This is a genomic window from Enterobacter sp. BIDMC93 (assembly GCF_001037805.1).
GTDB lineage: Bacteria > Pseudomonadota > Gammaproteobacteria > Enterobacterales > Enterobacteriaceae > Enterobacter > Enterobacter hormaechei_C.
The window spans coordinates 563,208-587,626 of the sequence record NZ_KQ089962.1 but is presented as its reverse complement, the minus strand read 5'-3'; the positions used below and the strand labels follow the sequence as shown (position 1 = coordinate 587,626).

At 56.4% G+C, this 24,419-nt stretch carries 15 protein-coding genes, 2 tRNA genes, 1 rRNA gene, 1 pseudogene and 1 riboswitch; of the genes and pseudogenes, 5 read left to right on the top strand and 14 right to left on the bottom strand.

Annotated elements, in window-relative coordinates:
• Positions 1-232: 232 nt before the first annotated feature.
• From SK58_RS02735 to btuB, 5 genes are all read right to left on the bottom strand, one after another.
• Positions 233-308, bottom strand: a tRNA-Ala gene (locus SK58_RS02735).
• 105 nt (positions 309-413) lie between these two features.
• Positions 414-490 (bottom strand) — tRNA-Ile (locus tag SK58_RS02730).
• Positions 491-560: 70 nt separating this feature from the next.
• Positions 561-2,102: ribosomal RNA gene (locus SK58_RS02725) — 16S ribosomal RNA — on the bottom strand.
• A 386-nt stretch (positions 2,103-2,488) separates the two neighbouring features.
• Positions 2,489-3,340 carry a glutamate racemase gene (gene murI, locus SK58_RS02720; RefSeq protein WP_048219330.1) on the bottom strand — a complete coding sequence of 284 codons (852 nt, stop codon included), beginning with the start codon at positions 3,338-3,340 and terminating at the stop codon, positions 2,489-2,491.
• The gene (gene btuB / locus SK58_RS02715; protein ID WP_017694253.1) at positions 3,285-5,135 is read right to left on the bottom strand and encodes a TonB-dependent vitamin B12 receptor BtuB; all 1,851 of its coding nucleotides are present in this window, start codon (positions 5,133-5,135) and stop codon (positions 3,285-3,287) included. The genes murI and btuB overlap by 56 nt, the downstream gene beginning before the upstream one ends.
• 65 nt (positions 5,136-5,200) lie before the next feature.
• Positions 5,201-5,377, bottom strand: a riboswitch (cobalamin riboswitch).
• A 104-nt stretch (positions 5,378-5,481) separates the two neighbouring features.
• On the opposite strand from btuB, the gene trmA reads away from it, so the two are divergent.
• Positions 5,482-6,582, top strand: coding sequence for a tRNA (uridine(54)-C5)-methyltransferase TrmA (gene trmA / locus SK58_RS02710; protein ID WP_003862063.1), 1,101 nt, complete (start codon positions 5,482-5,484; stop codon positions 6,580-6,582).
• Between the two features lie 80 nt (positions 6,583-6,662).
• Here trmA and SK58_RS02705 read toward each other — a convergent pair whose 3' ends face one another.
• Both SK58_RS02705 and fabR read right to left on the bottom strand, forming a co-directional pair.
• Positions 6,663-7,022: a YijD family membrane protein gene (locus SK58_RS02705; RefSeq protein WP_017383113.1), complete on the bottom strand. Its 360-nt coding sequence runs from the start codon at positions 7,020-7,022 to the stop codon at positions 6,663-6,665.
• A gap of 9 nt (positions 7,023-7,031) precedes the next feature.
• Positions 7,032-7,670 carry an HTH-type transcriptional repressor FabR gene (gene fabR, locus SK58_RS02700; protein ID WP_003862059.1) on the bottom strand — a complete coding sequence of 213 codons (639 nt, stop codon included), beginning with the start codon at positions 7,668-7,670 and terminating at the stop codon, positions 7,032-7,034.
• Positions 7,671-7,866: 196 nt separating this feature from the next.
• On the opposite strand from fabR, the gene sthA reads away from it, so the two are divergent.
• Positions 7,867-9,267, top strand: a complete 1,401-nt coding sequence (gene sthA / locus SK58_RS02695) for a Si-specific NAD(P)(+) transhydrogenase (RefSeq protein WP_003862057.1) — start codon at positions 7,867-7,869, stop codon at positions 9,265-9,267.
• Here the strand turns inward: sthA and oxyR are convergent.
• The 4 genes from oxyR to argC all read right to left on the bottom strand — a co-directional run bounded on the left by oxyR (position 9,250) and on the right by argC (position 13,739).
• On the bottom strand, positions 9,250-10,167 hold the full coding sequence (gene oxyR / locus SK58_RS02690) for a DNA-binding transcriptional regulator OxyR (protein ID WP_003862055.1): 918 nt from the start codon (positions 10,165-10,167) through the stop codon (positions 9,250-9,252). The genes sthA and oxyR overlap by 18 nt on opposite strands.
• A gap of 305 nt (positions 10,168-10,472) precedes the next feature.
• Complete coding sequence (gene argH, locus SK58_RS02685; RefSeq protein ID WP_032104309.1) at positions 10,473-11,846, bottom strand: argininosuccinate lyase; 1,374 nt, start codon at positions 11,844-11,846, stop codon at positions 10,473-10,475.
• Between the two features lie 105 nt (positions 11,847-11,951).
• Positions 11,952-12,728, bottom strand: a complete 777-nt coding sequence (argB, locus tag SK58_RS02680) for an acetylglutamate kinase (RefSeq protein WP_015569958.1) — start codon at positions 12,726-12,728, stop codon at positions 11,952-11,954.
• A 6-nt stretch (positions 12,729-12,734) separates the two neighbouring features.
• Entirely contained in the window at positions 12,735-13,739 is a 1,005-nt protein-coding gene (gene argC, locus SK58_RS02675; RefSeq protein WP_032104307.1) for an N-acetyl-gamma-glutamyl-phosphate reductase, read from the bottom strand.
• An 88-nt stretch (positions 13,740-13,827) separates the two neighbouring features.
• Here argC and argE point away from each other — a divergent pair, with 88 nt between their 5' ends.
• The 3 genes and pseudogenes from argE to SK58_RS02655 all read left to right on the top strand — a co-directional run.
• Positions 13,828-14,979 carry an acetylornithine deacetylase gene (gene argE / locus SK58_RS02670; protein WP_015569956.1) on the top strand — a complete coding sequence of 384 codons (1,152 nt, stop codon included), beginning with the start codon at positions 13,828-13,830 and terminating at the stop codon, positions 14,977-14,979.
• A 271-nt stretch (positions 14,980-15,250) separates the two neighbouring features.
• Complete coding sequence (ppc, locus tag SK58_RS02665) at positions 15,251-17,902, top strand: phosphoenolpyruvate carboxylase (protein ID WP_017383108.1); 2,652 nt, start codon at positions 15,251-15,253, stop codon at positions 17,900-17,902.
• Positions 17,903-18,108: 206 nt separating this feature from the next.
• Positions 18,109-18,387, top strand: a pseudogene (locus SK58_RS02655) (iron-containing alcohol dehydrogenase); the annotation flags it as partial.
• Positions 18,388-18,557: 170 nt separating this feature from the next.
• On the opposite strand, the gene katG reads toward SK58_RS02655, so the two are convergent.
• The 3 genes from katG to SK58_RS02640 all read right to left on the bottom strand — a co-directional run bounded on the left by katG (position 18,558) and on the right by SK58_RS02640 (position 24,418).
• Positions 18,558-20,738, bottom strand: a complete 2,181-nt coding sequence (gene katG / locus SK58_RS02650; protein WP_047726164.1) for a catalase/peroxidase HPI — start codon at positions 20,736-20,738, stop codon at positions 18,558-18,560.
• A 143-nt stretch (positions 20,739-20,881) separates the two neighbouring features.
• Complete coding sequence (metF, locus tag SK58_RS02645) at positions 20,882-21,772, bottom strand: methylenetetrahydrofolate reductase (RefSeq protein ID WP_032104303.1); 891 nt, start codon at positions 21,770-21,772, stop codon at positions 20,882-20,884.
• A 213-nt stretch (positions 21,773-21,985) separates the two neighbouring features.
• Complete coding sequence (locus tag SK58_RS02640) at positions 21,986-24,418, bottom strand: bifunctional aspartate kinase/homoserine dehydrogenase II (RefSeq protein WP_017383103.1); 2,433 nt, start codon at positions 24,416-24,418, stop codon at positions 21,986-21,988.
• Position 24,419: the final 1 nt, after the last annotated feature.

The following is a 24,419-nucleotide window of genomic DNA, read 5'->3' as shown; positions in this document are numbered from 1 at the left end:
AGCACGTCCTTCATCGCCTCTGACTGCCAGGGCATCCACCGTGTACGCTTAGTCGCTTAACCTCACAACCCGAAGATGTTTCACTTCTGATTGCGAAAATTTGAGAGACTCGAACACACATGAGCTGTGTGTCGTTTCAATTTTCAGCTTGATCCAGATTTTTAAAGAGCAAAACTTCGCAGTGCACCTTTTCAGGTTCACTCTGAAGTTTTCTTGTGTTCGCAGTAAAAGATGGTGGAGCTATGCGGGATCGAACCGCAGACCTCCTGCGTGCAAGGCAGGCGCTCTCCCAGCTGAGCTATAGCCCCATCGTAGTCACCTCTGTACCGGTAATTTTTGTTGAGGCAAGGCGTGGTGACACGAAGCATACTTATGTATGTGAGTGTCGCCGCAACGCAGCATCAGCAAAAATTTGGTAGGCCTGAGTGGACTTGAACCACCGACCTCACCCTTATCAGGGGTGCGCTCTAACCACCTGAGCTACAAGCCTGTAGAGGTTTTTTACTGCTGTTTTTCATCAGACAATCTGTGTGAGCACTGCAAAGGCAGGTTCTTTAAGGTAAGGAGGTGATCCAACCGCAGGTTCCCCTACGGTTACCTTGTTACGACTTCACCCCAGTCATGAATCACAAAGTGGTAAGCGCCCTCCCGAAGGTTAAGCTACCTACTTCTTTTGCAACCCACTCCCATGGTGTGACGGGCGGTGTGTACAAGGCCCGGGAACGTATTCACCGTGGCATTCTGATCCACGATTACTAGCGATTCCGACTTCATGGAGTCGAGTTGCAGACTCCAATCCGGACTACGACGCACTTTATGAGGTCCGCTTGCTCTCGCGAGGTCGCTTCTCTTTGTATGCGCCATTGTAGCACGTGTGTAGCCCTACTCGTAAGGGCCATGATGACTTGACGTCATCCCCACCTTCCTCCAGTTTATCACTGGCAGTCTCCTTTGAGTTCCCGGCCGGACCGCTGGCAACAAAGGATAAGGGTTGCGCTCGTTGCGGGACTTAACCCAACATTTCACAACACGAGCTGACGACAGCCATGCAGCACCTGTCTCAGAGTTCCCGAAGGCACCAATCCATCTCTGGAAAGTTCTCTGGATGTCAAGAGTAGGTAAGGTTCTTCGCGTTGCATCGAATTAAACCACATGCTCCACCGCTTGTGCGGGCCCCCGTCAATTCATTTGAGTTTTAACCTTGCGGCCGTACTCCCCAGGCGGTCGACTTAACGCGTTAGCTCCGGAAGCCACGCCTCAAGGGCACAACCTCCAAGTCGACATCGTTTACGGCGTGGACTACCAGGGTATCTAATCCTGTTTGCTCCCCACGCTTTCGCACCTGAGCGTCAGTCTTTGTCCAGGGGGCCGCCTTCGCCACCGGTATTCCTCCAGATCTCTACGCATTTCACCGCTACACCTGGAATTCTACCCCCCTCTACAAGACTCTAGCCTGCCAGTTTCGAATGCAGTTCCCAGGTTGAGCCCGGGGATTTCACATCCGACTTGACAGACCGCCTGCGTGCGCTTTACGCCCAGTAATTCCGATTAACGCTTGCACCCTCCGTATTACCGCGGCTGCTGGCACGGAGTTAGCCGGTGCTTCTTCTGCGGGTAACGTCAATCGACAAGGTTATTAACCTTATCGCCTTCCTCCCCGCTGAAAGTACTTTACAACCCGAAGGCCTTCTTCATACACGCGGCATGGCTGCATCAGGCTTGCGCCCATTGTGCAATATTCCCCACTGCTGCCTCCCGTAGGAGTCTGGACCGTGTCTCAGTTCCAGTGTGGCTGGTCATCCTCTCAGACCAGCTAGGGATCGTCGCCTAGGTGAGCCGTTACCCCACCTACTAGCTAATCCCATCTGGGCACATCCGATGGCAAGAGGCCCGAAGGTCCCCCTCTTTGGTCTTGCGACGTTATGCGGTATTAGCTACCGTTTCCAGTAGTTATCCCCCTCCATCAGGCAGTTTCCCAGACATTACTCACCCGTCCGCCACTCGTCAGCGAAGCAGCAAGCTGCTTCCTGTTACCGTTCGACTTGCATGTGTTAGGCCTGCCGCCAGCGTTCAATCTGAGCCATGATCAAACTCTTCAATTTAAAAGTTTGATGCTCAATGAATTAAACTTCGTAATGAATTACGTGTTCACTCGTTGAGACTTGGTATTCATTTTTCGTCCGAGGACGTTAAGAATCCATGTCACTTTGAGTGCCCACACAGATTGTCTGATAAATTGTTAAAGAGCAGTTGCAACGCGGCTTTCAGCTCATCGTTGCGAGGTCCCGTATATTACGTTTTCCTCATTCAGAGTCAAGCAATTATTTTCACTTTTCTCTGTTGGCGTTCATCTCTGAACCCCGCTGTCCCGGCGGCTTGTAAGCCGTTGTTCCGTGTCAGTGGAGGCGCATTATAGGGAGTTCTCCGACGTTGACAACCCCTCTTTGAAAAAAAACGTTCAACCGTCTCTTTTTTGCTCAAAACCGTGCTACAGCGCCAGTTTTTCGAGCGTTTCGAAGCCATAACGACGTAAAACGGGCAAAAGTTGTTCGGTTTCTTTTGTTATCGCCATACAGAAAGCGATGTTCGCATCCGCTGATTTCGCATCCGGCGCCTCGTGTTCCAGCAGCCAGGCCGTCCGACGCGCAATTGCAGCACCGGAATCCACCAGCCGGGTCCCTTCAGGCAGAACCTTTAACAGCTCTTCCTGTAATAGCGGGAAATGGGTGCAGCCAAGAACAACCGTATCCGGTGGTTCCTGCATCCGCAGCCATGGACGCAGAATACGACGCAGCTCTTCAAGCAATACCGTCTCGCCGTGCAGTTTCGCTTCCGCCATTTCCACCAGCTCCGCGGAGCCGAGCATGGCGATCTGGCATTCATTGGCAAAGCGCTCTATAAGCTCACGCGTATAAGGACGTTTTACCGTACCGCGCGTAGCCAGCAACCCCACAATGCCGTTCGCCGTCAGACGCGCCGCAGGTTTGATTGCCGGAACAACGCCCACAACCGGGAACGGGAATTTTTCGCGCAGGGCAGGAAGAGAGACCGTGCTTGCCGTATTACAGGCAATGACCGCCAGCGCCAGGGGATAACGCTTTTGTACCGCGGTGACGATTTCAACCACACGTTCAACAATAAAGTCTTCACTCTTTTCCCCATACGGGAACGCGACGTTATCGAAGGCGTAGATGTAATGGAGATCCGGCAGGAGCTGCCGAATCTCATCATAAACCGAAAGCCCACCGACGCCGGAATCAAACACCAGCACGGTGGGACGCGGATCAGAAGGTGTAGCTGCCAGACAAGGTGTATTCCCGTCCTGCAGTTTGGTAGCCATAAACTGTCTCGTAATCTTTATCGAACAGGTTGGCTATTTTACCACGAACTGTGAGATGAGAGGTGACAGGATATGAAACCGCGACGTCCCACAGGCTGACGCCGCCCATTTTCACGCGTTCTGTGGCGTAGGTATTCGGATCAACGGCAACGTCATAGCGAGTGCCCAGATAACGGTACGCCAGATTCCAGTCGAGATCCCACACCTGCCAGTCAAGCTGATACTTAACCTGTTGCTTTGAGCGACGAGCCAGGACTTCGTTAGTTTTCGCATTACGCGGGTCGACGTAGTCGTAAGAAATCTGATGCCCTACCGGGCCAGTGTCGAACTGGGCCGTCGCCTCGATTCCTTTAATACGGGCTTCATCGACGTTGTAATAACGGTAAGTCCGCGGGTCGCTATTAATGAGGTTATCGATATCATTACGATAGCCCGTCACACGCCAGTTTACCGGCCCAGTCAGACCTTCAAAGCCACCTTCCCACTGCTTACTCTCTTCTGGCTTCAGATCCGGATTACCGTAATCTTTACTGTGGATCTGGCTCATGGTCGGTGCTTTATACGCTGTACCGTAAGAACCGATGATGCGATACCCCTCGATGAACTCCCATGCGGCGCTGGTCTGCCAGGTGGCGTGATTGCCAAAATTAGAGTTATCGTCATTACGCGCCGCCGCTTCCAGCGTCACGCTGTTGAACTGCTGCATCGCCGAAAGGAACACGCCGGTATTACGTTGTTCGTAACCTTTTTCCAGATAGCCCGTACCCGCCTGGGTTTTCTGCTTCTGCCAGTCCAGACCCGCGCCGATATTGCCGTGACCCACTTCAACCGTATTCAGCCACTGGGTGGTGTACTGCTTCACGTCATCCATGGTTGCGGAGTCAGCGTAGCGGCCTTTTTTCGGATCATAGTTCTGATCTTTGCTACGGCCATACCCTGCCACCAGCTGTGACTGAAAAATACCCTGGTTATAGCGCAACCCGGTGTCCCAGTTCTGGCTGTAAACCTGACGCGTGTCCGGCCGCCCATCAATGCCGGTCGCGCCATAGTGATCGTAACCGTCATACGCGGAGCGGTTATCGTAGCCAAAGCCACGGACGAATCCGCTGACGCTGTCGGTAAACTGCTGCTCCACCGAGCCAAACAGCGATTTACTCATAAAACCATCGCGGTCTGGCTGGCGCGGGGCATCTTTTGCGGCAATATCAAAACCACGGGTATAGGTATAATCACCGGCCATGGTGATTTTGGTTTTATCGAACACCTGCTGGAAGGCACCGTTATAGTTTTGATACCCCTTTGAACCGACACCCGCAGAAATTTCCGCACCCGGCTTGTCGCGCCCGGTAATGATGTTAATCACACCGCCAATCGCGTCGGAGCCATACAGCGCCGAACGTGGGCCGCGAATGTACTCAATACGCTGAATCAGCGACGTCGGAATTTGGCTTAAATCGGGAACATTGCTGATCCCGGCATTATTCAGGGGGATACCATCAATCAGTACCAGAACATGGCGGGATTCCGTACCGCGAATAAACGTTGAAGAGGTTGACCCCATCCCGCCGCTTTGTGCGATGTCCACACCCGGCAGGCGTGACATGATTTCCACAACACTCGTTGCCTGCCAGCGTTCAATATCCTCACGGGTCACGACGGAGGTCGGAGCCAGAACGGTTTTTGCTGGTTGTTCGAAACGGTTTGCTGTCACCACCAACGAGTCGGCGCTTTCCTGCGCCCAGCCCGAAAATGCCGTGACGGAAAACGCCGTCAACAGCGATACTTTTTTAATCATTGTTAAAGCATCCACAATATAAGAAGGATGCCGCAGGCCTCATCGATAGCACGCGATGATGAAACCAAATGCGACGTGATCCCGGCAGGTCTTCGGGCTGGGTGGCGTTATACGGATGAAGACTTCCCATTTTCACAGTGTCTACAACTCTCATCCCGCCAGTCTTTACCGCTGCGCGTCAGCTCCAGATTTGCACTGGATTCCCTTTTCACTCTCAGGAGACCGGAAACAGAATGCTACAATTAGACACGTATAGATGTCCAGATAGCTATTAGCCATTAAATCTGGACATCCACTGCACAATCCCTACAATCCCCGCGTAATTCTTTATCACTCAGGACGCATCATGACCCCCGAACACCTCCCGACAGAACAGTACGACGCACAGCTGGCAGAAAAAGTTGTCCGCCTGCAAAGTATGATGACGCCTTTCAACGCGCCGGTTCCCGAGGTGTTTCGTTCTCCGGTCAGCCACTACCGTATGCGCGCTGAGTTCCGCATCTGGCACGATGGCGATGACCTGTACCACATCATTTTCGATCAGCAGACGAAATCCCGCATTCGCGTAGACAGTTTTCCGGCGGCGAGTGAGCTCATCAACCAGCTGATGACGCTAATGATCGACGGTGTACGCAATAATCCGGTGCTGCGCAACAAGCTGTTCCAGATTGACTACCTGACCACCCAAAGCAATCAGGCCATTGTTTCTCTGCTCTATCACAAAGCGCTGACCGACGAGTGGCGCGAGCAGGCAGAAGCCCTGCGCGATGCGCTGCGCGCGCAGAACATCAACGTGCACCTGATTGGCCGCGCGACCAAAACCAAAATCATGCTGGACCAGGATTACATCGACGAGCGTCTGCCGGTAGCAGGTAAAGAGATGGTTTACCGTCAGGTAGAGAACAGCTTCACCCAGCCGAACGCCGCCATGAACGTGCAGATGCTTGAGTGGGCGCTGAAGGCGACAGAAGGGTCTAAGGGCGATCTGCTGGAGCTCTACTGCGGTAACGGCAACTTCTCGCTGGCGCTGGCGCGTAATTTCGAGCGCGTGCTGGCGACGGAAATCGCCAAACCGTCGGTGGCCGCCGCGCAGTACAACATCGCCGCTAACCATATTGATAACGTACAAATTATTCGTATGGCGGCAGAAGAATTTACCCAGGCGATGAACGGCGTACGCGAGTTTAACCGCCTGCAAGGGATTGATTTGAAGAGCTACCAGTGTGAGACAATTTTTGTCGATCCGCCGCGCAGTGGCCTGGACAGCGAAACCGAGAAGATGGTGCAGGCGTACCCGCGTATTTTGTACATCTCCTGTAACCCGGAGACGCTGTGCAAGAATCTGGAAACATTAAGCCAGACGCACAAGGTTGAACGTCTGGCGCTGTTCGATCAGTTCCCGTATACGCACCATATGGAGTGCGGCGTTTTACTTACCGCACGGTGATCTGTAGGCCGGATAAGCGTAGCGCCATCCGGCATTTTTTGGCAGATGGCGCTTCGCTTACCTGCCCTACAAATAATTCATTACTCCGGTAACTGGCTCTTGCGGCTACGCATGCGCGAGCCAATCCAGAACACCAGCGCCACAGACAGTACCGCAGGCAGGAAGTTAGAGCCAATATCCGGATACTCCGCGCGCACGACGGTGCTGTACAACAGTACACCCAGAATAAAACAGGCTGCGGCCAGTCCCGGTAACCCAACCGGCATGGTGCGGTTCAGATAACGTTGATGCAGGCAGTACACCGTCAGCACCAGCGCGATAATCGGGAAAATCGAGAACGGTACAATTGAGCTAAAAACCGCCGCAAACGTACCATTGATGGATAAGCCAGCGATCAATGCCAGCAACAGCGTTCCTTTATCCTGACCTGACTGTTTCATTACTCACCTTCACTCATCGTTTTGATGTGCCAACTTCTCTTGTTCACGGCGATACCAGTAGTACGCACCTTTAGAAATCATCCGCAGCTGCAATACCAGTCGCTCTTCGAGTTGCTTACGTTGTTCAATGCTGACATCCAGCGCTTCGGCACCCGCGCTGAAAACAATCGTCACCATCGCCTCGGCCTGTGCTTCAGTAAACGCACGCGGCATATGGTTTTCGAGTTCAAGATAGTCGGCAAGTTCCGCGATGAAATGCTGAATTTCACGCGCGACGGCGGCACGAAACGCGGCTGAAGTTCCGGAACGCTCACGCAACAGCAGGCGAAACGCGTTAGGGTTATTGCCGATAAATTCCATAAATGTCGACACGGAGGTGCGGATCACGCTGCCGCCTTTGGCGATACGCTGACGCGCCTGACGCATAAGCTGGCGCAGCATCAAACCGCTCTCGTCGACCATGGTCAGGCCCAGTTCATCCACATCACGGAAATGACGATAGAAGGACGTTGGCGCAATCCCGGCCTCGCGCGCCACTTCACGCAGGCTCAAACTGGCAAAACTCCGCTCAGCACTCAGTTGACTGAATGCGGCTTCCACCAGCGAACGCCGGGTTTTCTCTTTTTGTTGTGCTCTTACGCCCATCACGATAGTTGAATCCTTCCAAAGGCCCGTTGGCACTATACCAGAGAATAAAATTAATCTGTTTACCTGGCTTTGTGAATGATTGTTTACGGGCGGTTTGTGCTCCACTGCCCGAAAAAAGCACAACGATAATTGGGTTACCCTGGCAATGATGTTATGATTCTGTTGCTTTTATGTATAAGAACAGGTAAGCCTTGCCATGCCACATTCCTACGATTACGACGCAATAGTTATTGGTTCCGGCCCCGGCGGCGAAGGTGCTGCTATGGGTCTGGTAAAACAGGGAGCCAGAGTAGCGGTTATTGAGCGCTACCATAACGTCGGCGGCGGTTGCACCCACTGGGGCACCATCCCTTCGAAAGCCCTCCGCCACGCCGTTAGCCGCATTATCGAATTTAACCAGAACCCTCTTTACAGCGACCACTCCCGACTTCTTCGCTCCTCCTTTGCCGATATCCTGAATCACGCAGACACGGTCATTAACCAGCAGACGCGCATGCGTCAGGGTTTCTATGAGCGCAACCACTGTGAAATTCTGCAAGGGAACGCGCATTTTGTGGATGAACACACCCTGGCGCTGGAGTGCCACGACGGTTCGGTTGAGACGCTCACCGCTGAAAAATTTGTGATCGCCTGCGGCTCCCGTCCTTACCATCCGGCAGACGTGGATTTCTCGCACCCGCGCATTTACGACAGCGACTCCATCCTCAGCCTGCACCACGAGCCACGCCATGTGATCATCTACGGCGCGGGCGTGATTGGCTGCGAATATGCGTCGATTTTCCGGGGAATGGAGGTCAAAGTTGATTTGATCAACACCCGCGACCGCCTGCTGGCGTTCCTCGATCAGGAGATGTCAGATTCCCTCTCCTACCACTTCTGGAACAGCGGCGTGGTGATTCGCCACAACGAAGAGTACGAGAAAATCGAAGGCTGCGACGACGGTGTGATCATGCACCTGAAATCTGGTAAGAAGCTGAAAGCGGACTGCCTGCTGTACGCCAACGGCCGTACCGGCAACACCGATTCATTGCAGCTGGAGAATATCGGGCTTGAAACCGACAGCCGCGGTCAGCTCAAGGTCAACAGCATGTACCAGACTGCGCTGCCGCACGTTTACGCGGTGGGCGACGTGATTGGTTACCCAAGCCTGGCCTCCGCCGCGTACGATCAGGGCCGCATCGCCGCACAGGCGCTGGTGAAAGGTGAAGCGACGGCGCATCTGATTGAAGATATCCCGACGGGCATCTACACCATTCCGGAAATCAGCTCTGTCGGCAAAACCGAGCAGCAGCTGACGGCCATGAAGGTGCCTTACGAGGTGGGTCGTGCCCAGTTTAAACATCTGGCGCGGGCGCAAATCGTGGGAATGAGCGTAGGTACGCTTAAGATCCTGTTCCATCGCGAGACGAAAGAGATCCTCGGTATTCACTGCTTCGGTGAACGCGCGGCGGAAATCATTCATATCGGCCAGGCGATCATGGAGCAAAAAGGTGGTGGCAACACCATTGAGTACTTCGTTAACACCACCTTTAACTACCCGACCATGGCGGAAGCTTATCGGGTAGCTGCGCTGAACGGCTTAAACCGCCTGTTTTAACGCGCTGTCGAAATGGCCATCCATCGCACCCCGGATGGCCTCTGCCAGCTGCTCATAGCGGCTGCGCAGCGGTGACCCCGGACGATAAACCAGACCAATGGTGCGACGCGGTTCCGGCTTAATACAGGGCAGATAGACCACGCCATCACGTTTACGCTCGTGCGGCACCGCCAGCGCCGGCAGCAGCGTAATACCGCTTCCCGCCGCCACCATATTACGCAGCGTTTCCAGGCTGGTTGCGCGGAAATGGGTATCTTCATCGGCACCCGCTTCGAAGCAGAAGCCCATCGCCTGATCGCGCAGACAGTGGCCATCTTCCAGCATCAGCAGCTTTTCCCCGGCCAGATCGGCCATCGGCACGCGATCGCGGTTCGCCCACGGGTGATCTTCATAGATCGCCAGCATCATCGGCTCATCGAACAGCGGTACTTCAATAAACGCTTCACTCTCTTTGACCAGCGCCAGGATCGCGCAGTCGAGCTTGCCGCTGTCCAGCTGCGCCAGCAGCTGATGGGTTTGCGCTTCATGCAGGTACATTTCGAGTTTCGGGAACGTCTGGTGCAGCATCGGAATGATTTGCGGCAACAGGTACGGGCCAACGGTTGGGATCAGGCCAATATGCAGCGGGCCGGACATCGCTTCCCCCTGCTGGCTTGCCATTTCCTTGAGCACTTTGACCTCGCGCAGTACGGTGCGCGCCTGATCCACCAGCAGAAGACCTGCCTGCGTGAACAGTACCTTACGACTGGTGCGCTCCAGCAGCATCACGCCCAGCTCATCTTCCAGCTTGCGGATCTGACCGCTCAGCGTTGGCTGGCTGACGTGGCAGGAGTCTGCCGCGCGGCGAAAATGGCGATGCTCAGCTAACGCTACCAGGTATTCAAGATCACGAATATTCATTATTCATCCTCCGTCGCCACGATAGTTCATGGCGATAGATAGCATAGCAACGAACGATTATCCCTATCAAGCATTCTGTTGAATAATACATCACATAGACGAGGCGGCACGTGTTTGACCCTTGACGTCCCCGCACCGTCAGCGAGTTTCTCTCAAAACTCGAAAAACTAAAGCCAACGTGAACTTTTGCGGACCCCGTGGTCCGCTTTTTTTTGCGTAAAAAAAAGCCCAGCACTAAGCCAGGCTCCGTTTTTCTCCCTCTCCCTGTGGGAGAGGGCCGGGGTGAGGGCACCAGCCCGCACTATTCAAACCAACCGGTTTTTCGCATCCGCAATCGCCTGCGCTACCTGCTTCGGCGACACGCCACCTTTCGCTGCACGCTTATCCAGGCAGGATTGCAGGGCCAGAATCGGGTAGACATCATCCCCGATAACCGCGCTGAATTTTTGCAGGTCGGCAAGCGCCAGCTCTTCAAGGGCTTTACCCTGACGAATCGCTTCCACCACTGCTTCACCCACAATATGGTGCGCCTCGCGGAACGGTACGCCTTTCGCCACCAGGTAGTCCGCCAGCTCGGTAGAGTTAGCATACCCCTGCTGCGCCGCTTCCTGGCAGCGCGGACGTTTCACCTGAATGCCGTCCAGCACCAGCGCGCCCATATGCAGACAGTCCAGCCAGGTGTCGAGCGCGTCGAACAGCCCCTCTTTGTCTTCCTGCATGTCTTTGTTGTATGCCAGCGGCAGCCCTTTCAGGGTCATCATCATACCGGTCAGCGCGCCCTGCACACGGCCACACTTACCGCGGATCAGCTCCAGCGCATCCGGGTTTTTCTTCTGCGGCATCAGGGAGGAGCCGGACGTCACGCGGTCGGACAGCTCTACAAACCCCGCTTCGCCAGAGTTAAAGAAGATCAGGTCTTCGGCAAAGCGCGACAGGTGCACCATCCCGATAGAGGCATTCGAGAGCAGCTCCAGCACGTGGTCACGGTCAGAGACGCTGTCCAGGCTGTTGCGGGTGGCGGAGGCAAAGCCCAGCCAGCCTGCCAGCTGCTCACGGTCGATTTCATACGCCGTACCGGCCAGCGCGCCGCTGCCCAGCGGGCTGACGTCCAGACGCTTTAAGGTATCCTGTAAACGGCTCTCATCACGCGCCAGCATCTCAACGTAGGCCAGACACCAGTGCGCGAACGTCACCGGCTGCGCGCGTTGCAGGTGGGTATAACCCGGCATCACCGCATCCTGATTGCTCTGCGCGGTGTCCACCAGCGCGCTCTGCAACTGACGATTCGCCGCCAGCAGTTCGCCGACGGTCTCTTTGCACCACAGCTTCAGGTCGGTCGCCACCTGGTCATTACGGCTACGCCCGGTATGGAGCTTTTTACCCAACTGGCCGACTTTGTCGATCAGTTTGCCTTCCACCCAGCTGTGAATATCTTCGGCATCGCTCTGGAGGATTTGCTCCGGATCCAGACGCACCTCTTCCAGCAGGTTGTTCAGCGCCTCTTCCAGCTGCTGCTGTTCGTCTGCGGTCAGCACGCCAACGGTCACCAGCGCTTTGGACCAGGCCACAGAGCCGACAATATCCTGTTCGGCCAGGCGGTAGTCGAAGCGCAAAGAGTCGTTGAACTGTTTGAACCGCTGATCCGCTGCCTGTGTAAAACGCCCACCCCAAAGTGCCATAACGAATTTCCTTAATGATGATATTTTTGCCCGGTGGCGCTGCGCTTACCGGGCCTACAAAATTCACGTAGGCCGGATAAGCGAAGCGCCATCCGGCACAGAATCTTAAGCCAGAATACGCGTGCCAATCGGCGTGCCGTTAAACAGCGCCGGAAGCTGCTCTGCGTGACGCCAGGAGGCGATATCCACCGGGCGGCCCAGCGTGCGGGCCGCATCCAGCGCGGCGTTAACTTTAACGATCATGCCGTCGGTGATAATGCCCTGATCGATCAGCTGCTCGGCTTTTGCGGCGGTCATTTCCGCAATGCGCTGGCCTTTGCCGTCCAGAATGCCGCTCACGTCGGAGAGCAGGATCAGGTCTGCGCCCAGCGTTGCCGCCAGCGCCGTCGCCGCCTGGTCCGCATTGACGTTCATCAGTTCGCCCTCTTCGGTCACGCCGATTGAGCTCACCACCGGCAGGAAACCGCCTTCCAGCAGGGTGTTAATCAGCTCAGGCGAACCTGGCTGCGCCAGTCCAACATGGCCAAGCTCTTCGTCGAGCTGGGTCACTTTTACGCTATCTCCATCGCCCAGACAGAGGCCAACGGAGGCGATATGGTGTTTCTTCGCCCACGCTAGCAGCGTTTTGTTCGCCGTTCCCGCCAGCGCGCCGGTAATGATGTCAATCTGATCCGCTGGCGTCACGCGCAGGCCATTTTTCTTTTTCACCGGCAGGTTGAGCCCTTTCATCAGCTCATCCACCACGCAACCGCCGCCGTGCACAATCACCAGCGGACGTTGGTGTGATTCGCGATAGTTCACCAGTGCGGTAAACAGGCGCTCCAGCGCTTCTTCGCTGTCCAGCAGTACACCACCGAGTTTGATAATTAATGGATTCATCATCACACCTTAAATAAGAGCCTGCGTTTCAGGGAAGCCGAAACGAATATTTGCACACTGCATTGCCTGTGCGGCAGCGCCTTTGAGTAAGTTATCTTCTGCGGCGACCACAATCAGATGCTCGCCCTGCACGGCAAAGCCGATGTCGCAGAACGGCAGGCCAACCACGTTTTTCAACGCCGGCACGCCTTTGTCATACAGGCGCACCAGCGGTTTATCCGCATACGCCTGCGTGAAGACCTCGCTCACCTGTTCTTTGGCCACACCCGGCTTCAGGCGGCAGGTAATTGTTTCGAGGATCCCACGCGGGAAGCTGCCGAGGTGCGGGGTGAAAATCACGTCCGCGCCCAGATGGGTGGTGATTTCAGGGTGATGACGGTGATTAAACACGCCATACGGCTGAAGGCTCACTTCGCAGAAGCTGTTGGAGATCGCCGCTTTGCGCCCGGCGCCGCTCACGCCACTGGTGGCGTTGATCACCGGCCACTGATTCAGATCCAGCAGACCGGCGTCGATCAGCGGCTTCAGGGAAAGCTGCGCCGCCGTCGGGTAGCAGCCCGGCACGGCAATCAGATCCGCTTCTTTCAGTTTGTCAGCGCTCCACTCCGCCAGGCCGTACACCGCTTTTTCGAGCAGATCCGGGTGCTGATGGGTGAAACCGTAATATTTTTCGTAGAACGCGCTGTCGTTAACGCGAAACGCGCCGGAGAGATCAAAGACCACGCAGCCGGCGGCTAAAAATTGCGGTGCCAGGTCGTGGCTAACTTCATGCGCCGTGGCTAAAAACACAACGTCAACGCCGTCGGTGAACTCGCTGATGTCAGACATGGGCTGCAAAGGCAAATCAACCACGCCCTTAAGTTGTGGATGCAAATCGGAAATTAACTTTCCGGCATCATTGCTTTGCGCTGACACGGTCAAAGCGGTTATGGTCATATGAGGGTGGCGATTTACGTAGCTTACAAGCTCTGCGCCCGCATAACCGCTAGCGCCTACAATCAGCGTATTCAACATCGGGTTCCTTTATGCTCAACGATAATGTATTTTTATTCACATTTATTGCATGAATATTGATACTATCACGACCTAAGGTGTGTCAACAATGAAAATGAACTTACCGCCATTTATCGAGATTTACCGCGCCCTGATTGCCACACCCTCCATCAGCGCGACGGAAGAAGCCCTGGATCAGAGCAATGAGTCTTTAATCAATCTGCTGGCGGGTTGGTTTAGCGATCTTGGGTTTAACGTTGAGGTTCAGCCCGTCCCCGGAACACGCCACAAATTTAACCTGCTCGCCAGTACCGGACATGGCGCGGGCGGCCTGCTGCTGGCTGGCCACACTGACACCGTGCCGTTTGATGATGGCCGCTGGACGCGCGATCCGTTCACGCTGACCGAACATGACAACAAACTCTACGGTTTGGGCACCGCCGACATGAAAGGCTTTTTCGCCTTTATCCTCGACGCGCTGCGTGACGTGGACGTGACAACCCTGAAAAAGCCGCTCTACATTCTGGCGACCGCCGATGAAGAGACCAGCATGGCGGGCGCACGTTATTTCTCTGAAAACACATCGATTCGTCCTGACTGCGCGATCATCGGCGAACCGACCTCTCTGCAACCGATTCGGGCGCACAAAGGCCATATTTCTACCGCGGTGCGCGTGCTCGGACAGTCCGGCCACTCCAGCGATCCGGCGCGCGGCGTGAACGCCATCGAGCTGATGCATGACGCGATTGGCCGCATCATGACCCTGCGCGACGATCTGAAAGAGCGCTATCACTACGAGGCGTTCACCGTGCCGTATCCGACGCTAAACCTCGGCAGCCTGCACGGCGGTGATGCGTCCAACCGTATCTGCGCCTGCTGCGAACTGCATATGGATATCCGTCCTCTGCCGGGCATGACGCTGAGCGATCTGGATGGCTTACTGAACGAAGCGCTGGCACCGGTCAGCGAGCGCTGGCCGGGCCGTCTGACGGTCTCCGAACTGCATCCGCCGATTCCAGGCTACGAATGTCCGCCTGACCATCAACTGGTTCAGGTGGTGGAAAAACTGCTCGGCGAGAAAACCGACGTGGTGAACTACTGCACCGAAGCGCCGTTTATTCAGACGCTGTGCCCGACGCTGGTTCTGGGCCCTGGCTCCATCAACCAGGCCCACCAGCCGGACGAATATCTCGAAACCCGCTTCATCAAGCCCACTCGCGAACTCATTACCCAGGTTGTGCATCACTTCTGCTGGCATTAAAAACGCACCGAACAGTCCCCTCTCCCTGTGGGAGAGGGTTAGGGTGAGGGCAACAAATCGCATGATCTTCGTCACATTCCCATAAGCATCTCTTATCTGACGCAATACGAATTAAATTTCGTAAATTGCCCACATTTATTCGTTTGCTGAACCGTTTTCGCAGCAATTGACGACGGGGGTTTTACGTGGCTTTATAAAGGGAGATGACAAAATAATGTCCAGAAGATTTTCGCATGGGCATAAACAAAAATGATGGGGTGACTGGGTTTTTATGAACGAACAATATTCCGCGTTGCGTAGTAATGTCAGTATGCTCGGCAAAGTGCTTGGAGATACCATCAAAGACGCACTGGGGGAGAACATCCTCGACCGCGTTGAAACCATCCGCAAGCTGTCCAAATCTTCCCGCGCCGGTAACGAGGCCAATCGTCAGGAGCTGCTCACCACCTTGCAGAACCTCTCTAACGATGAGCTGCTGCCCGTTGCCCGCGCCTTCAGCCAGTTTCTGAACCTGGCAAACACCGCTGAGCAATACCACAGCATTTCGCCAAAAGGCGAAGCGGCCAGCAACCCGGAAGTCATTGCCCGCACCCTTCGTAAACTCAAAGACCAGCCCGACCTCAACGAAGCGACCATCAAAAAAGCGGTGGAATCCCTTTCGCTGGAGCTGGTGCTGACCGCACACCCAACCGAAATCACCCGTCGTACGCTGATCCACAAAATGGTGGAAGTGAACAACTGTCTGAAGCAACTGGATAACAAAGACATTGCCGACTACGAACGTAACCAGCTTATGCGCCGTCTGCGCCAGCTGATTGCCCAGTCCTGGCACACGGATGAAATTCGTAAGCATCGCCCAAGCCCGGTCGACGAAGCCAAATGGGGCTTTGCGGTGGTGGAAAACAGCCTGTGGGAAGGGGTCCCCAACTACCTGCGCGAGCTGAACGAACAGCTGGAAGAGAACCTGGGCTACCGCCTGCCGGTTGATTTTGTTCCGGTGCGCTTTACCTCCTGGATGGGCGGCGACCGCGACGGCAACCCGAACGTGACGGCGGAAATCACCCGCCATGTCCTGCTGCTGAGCCGCTGGAAAGCGACCGACCTGTTCCTGAAAGATATTCAGGTGCTGATCTCCGAGCTGTCGATGGTGGAAGCCACGCCGGAACTGCGCGCGCTGGCCGGTGAAGAAGGCGCCAGCGAACCGTACCGTTTCCTGATGAAAAAACTGCGCGGTCAGCTGATGGCCACTCAGGCCTGGCTGGAAGCGCGCCTTAAAGGCCAGCGCCTGCCGAAGCCGGAAGGTCTGCTGAGCCAGAACGAACAGCTCTGGGAGCCGCTGTACGCCTGCTATAAATCGCTCCAGGCCTGTGGGATGGGCATCATTGCCAACGGCGAACTGCTCGACACCCTGCGCCGCGTGAAGTGTTTCGGCGTGCCGCTGGTGCGTATCGACGTTCGTCAGGAAAGTACCCGTCATACCGAAGCACTGGGCGAGCTGACCCGCTACCTCGGCATCGGCGACTATGAAAGCTGGTCAGAAGCCGACAAACAGGCGTTCCTGATCCGCGAGCTGAACTCCAAGCGCCCGCTGCTGCCGCGCAACTGGGAGCCAAGCAACGACACCCGCGAAGTACTCAACACCTGTAAAGCGATCGTGGATGCGCCGAAAGGATCGGTGGCCGCCTATGTGATCTCCATGGCGAAGACCCCGTCCGACGTGCTGGGCGTTCACCTTCTGCTGAAAGAAGCGGGCATTGACTATGCTCTGCCAGTGGCCCCGCTGTTTGAGACCCTCGACGACCTGAACAACGCTAACGACGTGATGACCCAGTTGCTGAACATCGACTGGTATCGCGGCTTTATTCAGGGCAAACAGATGGTGATGATTGGCTATTCCGACTCCGCGAAAGATGCGGGCGTGATGGCAGCCTCCTGGGCGCAGTATCAGGCGCAGGATGCGCTAATCAAAACCTGCGAAAAAGCCGGTATTGAACTGACCCTGTTCCACGGACGCGGCGGCTCCATTGGTCGTGGCGGTGCGCCTGCACACGCAGCGCTGCTCTCTCAACCACCAGGAAGCCTGAAAGGCGGCCTGCGCGTGACCGAGCAGGGCGAGATGATCCGCTTCAAGTACGGCCTGCCGGAAGTGACCATCAGCAGCCTGTCGCTCTATACCAGTGCGATCCTGGAAGCCAACCTGCTGCCGCCGCCGGAGCCAAAAGAGTCCTGGTGCCGGATCATGGACGAGCTGTCTGACATCTCCTGCGACCTCTATCGCGGCTACGTGCGTGAAAACAAAGACTTTGTGCCTTACTTCCGCTCAGCAACGCCTGAGCAGGAGCTGGGTAAACTGCCTCTGGGTTCGCGCCCGGCCAAGCGTCGCCCGACCGGCGGCGTTGAATCCCTGCGCGCCATTCCGTGGATCTTCGCCTGGACGCAAAACCGTCTGATGCTGCCGGCCTGGCTGGGTGCCGGTGCGGCGCTGCAAAAAGTGGTGGAAGACGGAAAGCAGAGCGAACTGGAAACCATGTGCCGCGACTGGCCATTCTTCTCTACCCGTCTGGGCATGCTGGAGATGGTCTTCTCGAAAGCCGACCTGTGGCTGGCGGAATACTACGATCAGCGTCTGGTGAAACCAGAGCTGTGGGCGCTGGGTAAAGAGCTGCGCGAGCTGCTTGAAGGCGATATTAAAGTGGTGCTGGATATCGCTAATGACTCCCACCTGATGGAAGACCTGCCGTGGATCGCCGAGTCTATCCAGCTGCGTAACATCTACACCGACCCGCTGAACGTTTTACAGGCTGAACTGCTGCACCGTTCGCGTCTGGCGGAGGAGGAAGGTAAAGAGCCGGATCCGCGCGTTGAACAGGCGCTGATGGTAACGATAGCAGGCGTTGCGGCAGGTATGCGCAACACCGGTTAATGCTCAGTACCCGGCAGCGCTACGCTTGCCGGGCACTTCTCGATCTTCCCCCTTCCCTGATCTCCTCCTCAATCTTTGCCACCGGTAAGGCAATCACGTTTCCCTTAGACGTAGCGCAACAAATGACCGGCACGCCGGGAGTAGAGTCACTCTTAGTGCAGTTCGAACAGGACAGAATTTACCTCAAACACTAAGGGAGTAATGTTATGGACCGTGTCATTCAATCCCCGGGAAAATACATCCAGGGCGCAGATGTTCTCACTCGCCTCGGCGACTACCTGAAGCCGCTGGCAAATCGCTGGCTGGTGGTGGGCGATAAATTTGTGCTGGGTTTTGCTGAAGAAACCCTGCGCCAGAGTTTTAAAAAAGCCGGACTCCATGCCGAAATTGCACCATTTGGTGGCGAATGTTCGCAAAATGAAATCGATCGCCTGAAAAAGCTGGCCGACAGCGCTGACTGTCTGGCGGTGCTGGGTATCGGCGGCGTAACGCCGGATCAGGTCTATGCGGCGCTGCTGGTGGCGGACCAGTACGGACAGCGATTCTTGCAGGAGTGGGAGTAACGAAAAAAGCCGGGTGGCGCTGCGCTTACCCGGCCTACATGGCACTTTAATTTGTAGGCCGGGTAAGGCGTAGCCGCCACCCGGCACAATGGTTACTTCACATCAAACCGGTCCAAATCCATCACTCGCGCCCATGCGGCAACAAAATCACGAACGAACTTCTCGTGTGCATCACTGCTGGCGTAAACTTCGGCCAGCGCACGCAGGACGGCGTTTGAACCGAAGACCAGATCGGCGCGGGTCGCGGTGTATTTCACTTCCCCGCTGGCGCGATCGCTACCGGCAAACAGCTCGTTTGAGTCGTCGGTCGCTTTCCACTGGGTGTTCATATCCAGCAGATTAACGAAGAAGTCGTTGCTCAGCACGCCCTCGCGGTTGGTAAACACGCCATTCTTGCTGCCATCGAAGTTTGCACCCAGTACGCGCAAACCGCCGATCAACACCGTCAGTTCCGGCGCAGTCAGGGTCAGCTGCTGGGCTTTGTCGATCAGCAGCGACTCCGTGGTGGATACATCCACCTGCGCACGGTAGTTGCGGAAACCGTCAGCAACCGGTTCGAGCAGGTTAAACATCTCGATGTCCGTCTGGTCCTGACGCGCATCCACGCGGCCCGGGGTGAACGGTACGTTGACGTAAACGCCCGCGGCTTTCGCCGCCTGCTCAACGCCCACAACACCTGCCAGCACGATGATATCAGCCAGTGAGGCTTTATTAGTGGTGCGCTGGATAGCTTCCAGAGCCGGTAACGCCCGCACCGCCGCGGCGTTCACATCCCAGTCGCGCTGAGGCGCCAGCGCCAGACGCGCGCCGTTAGCGCCGCCACGCTTGTCGCCGCCGCGGAAGGTCGATGCCGACGCCCAGGCCACGGAAACCAGCTCGCTCACGGAGAGACCAGAGGCCACGATTTCTGCTTTCAGGCTTTCAATATCTTCCTGCGTCGGATGGAACACCGGTTGAGGCAGCGGATCCTGCCAAATCAGATCTTCTTTCGGGACTTCCGGGCCGATGTACCGCGCTTTTGGCCCCATATCGCGGTGGGTCAGCTTGAACCACGCGCGCGCAAAGGCTTCGTTGAAGGCCTGCGGATCGTTCAGGAAGCGACGGGAAATTTTCTCGAATTCCGGATCAAAACGCAGCGTCAGGTCGGTGACCAGCATGGTTGGCTTGCGTTTTTTCGACGGGTCGAACGGGTCAGGCATAATTTCCGGCGCATCCACGGCTTCAAACTGAATGGCGCCCGCCGGGCTACGCGTCTGCACCCATTCGTATTTGAACAGGTTCTCGAAGAAGTAGTTGCTCCACTGGGTCGGGGTTTGAGACCAGATAACTTCCAGCCCGGAGGTGATGGCGTCAGCGCCAATACCGGTGCCGTGCGTGCTGGCCCAGCCCAGGCCCTGCGCTTCAATCGGCGACGCTTCCGGGTCAGTGCCCACGTGCGTGGCTTCACCTGCGCCGTGCGTTTTACCGAGCGTATGGCCGCCCGCAATCAGCGCGACGGTCTCTTCGTCGTTCATGCCCATGTTGCCAAAGGTAGCGCGGATCGCCGCCGCCGCAGACAGCGGTTCACCGCTGGCGTTTGGCCCTTCCGGGTTAACGTAAATCAGGCCCATTTCAGTGGCCGCAAGCGGGCGCTTCGCCAGCGCTTCCGGGTCACGGTGGGTCAGCCAGGCTTTTTCATCACCCCAGTTCACGTCCAGATCCGGTTCCCAGACGTCTTCACGCCCGGCACCGAAACCAAAGGTGCGGAAGCCGGAGTTCTCCAGCGCCACGTTACCCGCGAGGATAAACAGGTCAGCCCAGGAGATTTTTTGTCCGTATTTTTGCTTAATTGGCCACAGCAGGCGGCGAGCCTTATCCAGGCTGACGTTATCCGGCCAGGAGTTCAGCGGTGCAAAGCGTTGCTGACCGCGTCCGGCGCCGCCGCGACCGTCAACGGAGCGATAGGTACCCGCACCGTGCCAGGCCATACGGATAAACAGGCCCGCATAGCTGCCCCAGTCGGCAGGCCACCACGGTTGTGAGTCGGTTAACAGTGCTTTGAGATCGCCCTTAAGGGCGGAATAGTCGAGCTTGCTGAATTCTTTGCGGTAGTCGAAGTCTTCACCCAGAGGGTTAGAACGGCTGGAGTGTTGATTAAGTAGATCGATGCGAAGTTGTTTAGGCCACCATTCTTTGCTGCCGGTACCTGCACCCGCGCTATGATCGACGCCGCCCTGGTGGAACGGACATTTGCCGGCGGATGCCGCGTTATTGGTCTCGTCTGACATGCTCATCGCTATGCTCCCTTTACAGTGTTACCGTTACGATATACACCACTAGCGATAAGAGATAGTTGAATTAATCCACAGATTCGATAGCTAATACCTTTTAACTCTCCGTTCGATTAAAAAACCCTCATTTTATGAGGGTTTTTACTTTACAGCGCCGGGCGAACACCGAGCGTATGGCAAATGGCGTAGCTCATTTCCGCGCGGTTCAGGGTATAGAAATGGAAATCTTTCACCCCTTCGCGACTTAAAATCTTCACCATGTCCATCGCGATATTGGCCCCCACCAGCTTACGGGTTTCCGGATCGTCGTCCAGCCCTTCGTACATTTTGGACATCCACAGCGGAATGCGCACGTTGGTCATATCTGCGAATTTCTTCGCCTGTTTGAAGTTCGAGACCGGCAGAATGCCAGGAATGATTTCGACATCAATACCCGCCGAGACGCAGCGGTCGCGAAAGCGCAGGTAGCTTTCCACGTCAAAGAAGAACTGAGTAATCGCGCGGTTAGCACCGGCCTCCACTTTACGCTTCAGGTTGAGCAGATCCGCCTGGGCGCTTTTGGCTTCCGGGTGAACTTCAGGGTAGGCGGCCACGGAGATATCAAAGTCGGCAACGTCTTTCAGCAGCCCGACCAGATCGGTGGCATACATCTCCGGCTTGCCGCTGCCTGGCGGGAGGTCGCCGCGCAGGGCCACAATGTGGCGAATGCCGTTATTCCAGTAGTCCTGGGCAATGGCGCGCAATTCATCACGGGTGGCGTCGATACAGGTCAGGTGCGGTGCCGCTTCCAGACCGGTTCGATCTTTAATGCCCTTAATGATGCTGTGCGTGCGGTCACGCTCACCGGAGTTGGCGCCGTAGGTCACGGAGACGAACTTCGGCTTGAGGCTGCTCAGACGATCGATAGAGCTCCACAGGGTTTGCTCCATTTCACTGGTGCGCGGCGGGAAAAATTCAAAAGAGACGTTAATCTGGCCGTTTACTTCGGCCAGGCTCTGATTCAGGGCTTCCCGCTGGTTGGCGTGAAAAAAGCTCATACCTTACCTCTATCTTTCGCGTGTCGTTGTTTGTTGTGTTGTGAACTTCTATACGTTTAGACGTCCAGATGTAAAAATGACGGAAAAGCGGGATGACGTCAACAGAAATAATCAACATTAACGGTGAGGTTTGTTCAGGGAAGATGAAGGGCGTTCATGATGGGGGTGAGAAGCACGCCCTCTCCCCATTGGGGAGAGGGTTAGGGTGAGGGGTTACAGCAGCTTAGCCAGACGATTAATATCAGACTGAATGGCTCCGGCGGTGACATCGCGTCCCGCGCCCGGGCCACGGATCACCAGCGGGTTATCGCGATACCAGCGGCTTTCGATGGCGAAGACGTTATCGCACGGCAGGAGCGCCGCCAGCGGATGTTCAGGACGCACCGCCTCCACGCCCACGCGCGCTTTACCGTTCGCCTCGAAACGCGCCACGTAACGCAGCACCAGGCCCATCTCGTTAGCCGCTTCCAGACGTTGCACCATCTGCTCGTTCAGCTCGTCACCGTTCTCGAAGAAGTGATCGACGGACCCCTCCTCGCAGCCCGCAGGCACCAGAGACTCAACGCGTACCTGACCCGGCTCAATGTCGTAGCCGGCTTCACGCGCCAGGATCACCAGCTTACGCATCACATCTTTACCGGCAAGGTCAACGCGCGGATCCGGCTCGGTTAAGCCCTGCTGCCACGCCTGATCCACCAGGTCGGTGAACGGAACGGTGCCGTCAAACTGCAAAAACAGCCAGGAGAGCGTGCCGGAGAAGATCCCGCTCAGCGCCAGAATACTGTCGCCGCTTTCAATCAGGTCGCGCACGGTATGGTTCACCGGCAGGCCCGCGCCAACGGTGGCGTTATACAGCCAGTGACGGCCCGTTTTTTCGAATGCGTCATGGATCTGACGGTATTTATCAGTGCTGCTCGCGCCCGCCAGTTTGTTGGCGCTGATGACGTGGAAACCGTGGCTGGCGAAATCCAGATACTGATCGGCCAGCTGTTCGCTGGCAGTCACGTCCAGCACCACCAGATCGTCGTACGGGTGCGCGCGCATCCACAGGAACAGCGACTCTTCATCCTGCTCAACCGCTTCATCGTTAAAGAAGGCCAGCGCCCGGCTGGCGTCCAGCCCTTCGTAGTTCAGCAGGCTGCGGCGGCTGTCCACCACCCCTGCCAGAATAAATTCAAACCCGGTACGCGCCGAAAGCGTCACCTGCTCGCGGGCGAACAGCTCCAGCCAGCGGGAACCGATGTTCCCTTTCCCGAACAGTACCAGGCCGATGCGTTTTTCCGCGCGGAACAGGGAGGTGTGCAGACCCTGAATCAGGCTTTCGGTTGGCCCTTTACGCAGCACGGCAACCAGACTGATGCCCTCTTCCGACTGCCAGGTGAACTCCACCGGCTGACCTTTCAGTTGCTGCCAGAAGCGGTGGCAGTGGAGCGGGTTACGGGTGACGCCCGCGCCCACCATCGCCACCAGCGCCAGCCCCTGACGCAGGCGAAGCTCGCCCGGCAGGCCCGCTTCATCCAGAATTTTCAGGGCGCTGTCCACCACTTCAGCGGTATAGCAGAACTGCAACAGCTGACGATCGTTATGTACGCCAACGGCCAGCGGACGCACCTGGGCACGTTTCAGGATGGTGTCGATATCTTTGTGTGCCAGTTTGAAATCCTGGCCCGCAGGCACCTGGAACTCAATCAGGCAGATGTCATCATGGCTGGTGACAATGCGCGCGCCCGTACCGGATGCCAGCACGCGTTCAATGCGGGTGGAACCCTGATCCGGCGTGTAGCTACAGCGTAGTTGCAGGTCGATGTCGCTGCCGGAAACCGGCTGTAGCGTGCGCGCGTGCAGCACCGGGGCCGCCAGACGCGCCAGTTCGCTCGCTTCGTCGAGACGCAGCAGCGGCAGCAGGCAGGCATCTTTTACTTTGCGCGGGTCCGCGCTGTAGACACCGGCCACGTCGCTCCAGATGGTGACGCGGGACACGCCCGCCAGGGCGCCAATCTGCGTTGCCGAGTAGTCAGAGCCGTTACGGCCCAGCAGAACGGTTTCGCCGGCATTGCTGCGGCTGATAAAACCGGTGACGACAATACGTTTACCAGGATGTTGCACCAGTAGCTGTTGCAGCAGCGGGTAAGACAACCCTTCGTCCACCTGCGGCTGTGCGGCACGTTCGGCACGCAGGAAATCACGCGCGTCGAGCCAGGCGGCTTCCACACCAAGATGTTGCAGCACGGCGGCCATCAGGCGCGCAGACCACACTTCACCGTGGCCAACCACTTCCGCATACACTGCATCGGTAATGCCGCTGTCCAGCAGAGCGGCCAGACGCTCAAGGTCGTGCGTAAAAGCGCTAATCAGCCCGTCCGCCACGTCCGCAGGCAGCAAACCGGCAATCAGTTCACTCTGGTAACGACGTAAGGACTGTTGCACCTGATGCGCAGAGAGGCGATCGGTCTGGCTCAGTTTCAGCCAGCTAATCAACTGGTTGGTGGTGCTGCCCGCCGCAGAGACAACCATCATGTCCCCCGGCTGTGAATACTCGGTCATGATCCCTGCGACACGCAGGTAACATTTCACATCAGCAAGACTACTACCACCAAACTTGTGCAGCTGACGACCCTTCGTCCCTGCCTGCGCTATCACACTCATG

What these genes read in the sequence shown, in the direction of transcription:
- SK58_RS02640 (WP_017383103.1), bottom strand. Translation starts at nt 24,418, where the DNA reads ATGAGTGTGATAGCGCAGGCAGGGACGAAGGGTCGTCAGCTGCACAAG.
- argC (WP_032104307.1), bottom strand. Translation starts at nt 13,739, where the DNA reads ATGTTGAATACGCTGATTGTAGGCGCTAGCGGTTATGCGGGCGCAGAG.
- ppc (WP_017383108.1), top strand. Translation starts at nt 15,251, where the DNA reads ATGAACGAACAATATTCCGCGTTGCGTAGTAATGTCAGTATGCTCGGC.
- argB (WP_015569958.1), bottom strand. Translation starts at nt 12,728, where the DNA reads ATGATGAATCCATTAATTATCAAACTCGGTGGTGTACTGCTGGACAGC.
- SK58_RS02705 (WP_017383113.1), bottom strand. Translation starts at nt 7,022, where the DNA reads ATGAAACAGTCAGGTCAGGATAAAGGAACGCTGTTGCTGGCATTGATC.
- argE (WP_015569956.1), top strand. Translation starts at nt 13,828, where the DNA reads ATGAAAATGAACTTACCGCCATTTATCGAGATTTACCGCGCCCTGATT.
- btuB (WP_017694253.1), bottom strand. Translation starts at nt 5,135, where the DNA reads ATGATTAAAAAAGTATCGCTGTTGACGGCGTTTTCCGTCACGGCATTT.
- argH (WP_032104309.1), bottom strand. Translation starts at nt 11,846, where the DNA reads ATGGCACTTTGGGGTGGGCGTTTTACACAGGCAGCGGATCAGCGGTTC.
- trmA (WP_003862063.1), top strand. Translation starts at nt 5,482, where the DNA reads ATGACCCCCGAACACCTCCCGACAGAACAGTACGACGCACAGCTGGCA.
- oxyR (WP_003862055.1), bottom strand. Translation starts at nt 10,167, where the DNA reads ATGAATATTCGTGATCTTGAATACCTGGTAGCGTTAGCTGAGCATCGC.
- metF (WP_032104303.1), bottom strand. Translation starts at nt 21,772, where the DNA reads ATGAGCTTTTTTCACGCCAACCAGCGGGAAGCCCTGAATCAGAGCCTG.
- sthA (WP_003862057.1), top strand. Translation starts at nt 7,867, where the DNA reads ATGCCACATTCCTACGATTACGACGCAATAGTTATTGGTTCCGGCCCC.
- katG (WP_047726164.1), bottom strand. Translation starts at nt 20,738, where the DNA reads ATGAGCATGTCAGACGAGACCAATAACGCGGCATCCGCCGGCAAATGT.
- murI (WP_048219330.1), bottom strand. Translation starts at nt 3,340, where the DNA reads ATGGCTACCAAACTGCAGGACGGGAATACACCTTGTCTGGCAGCTACA.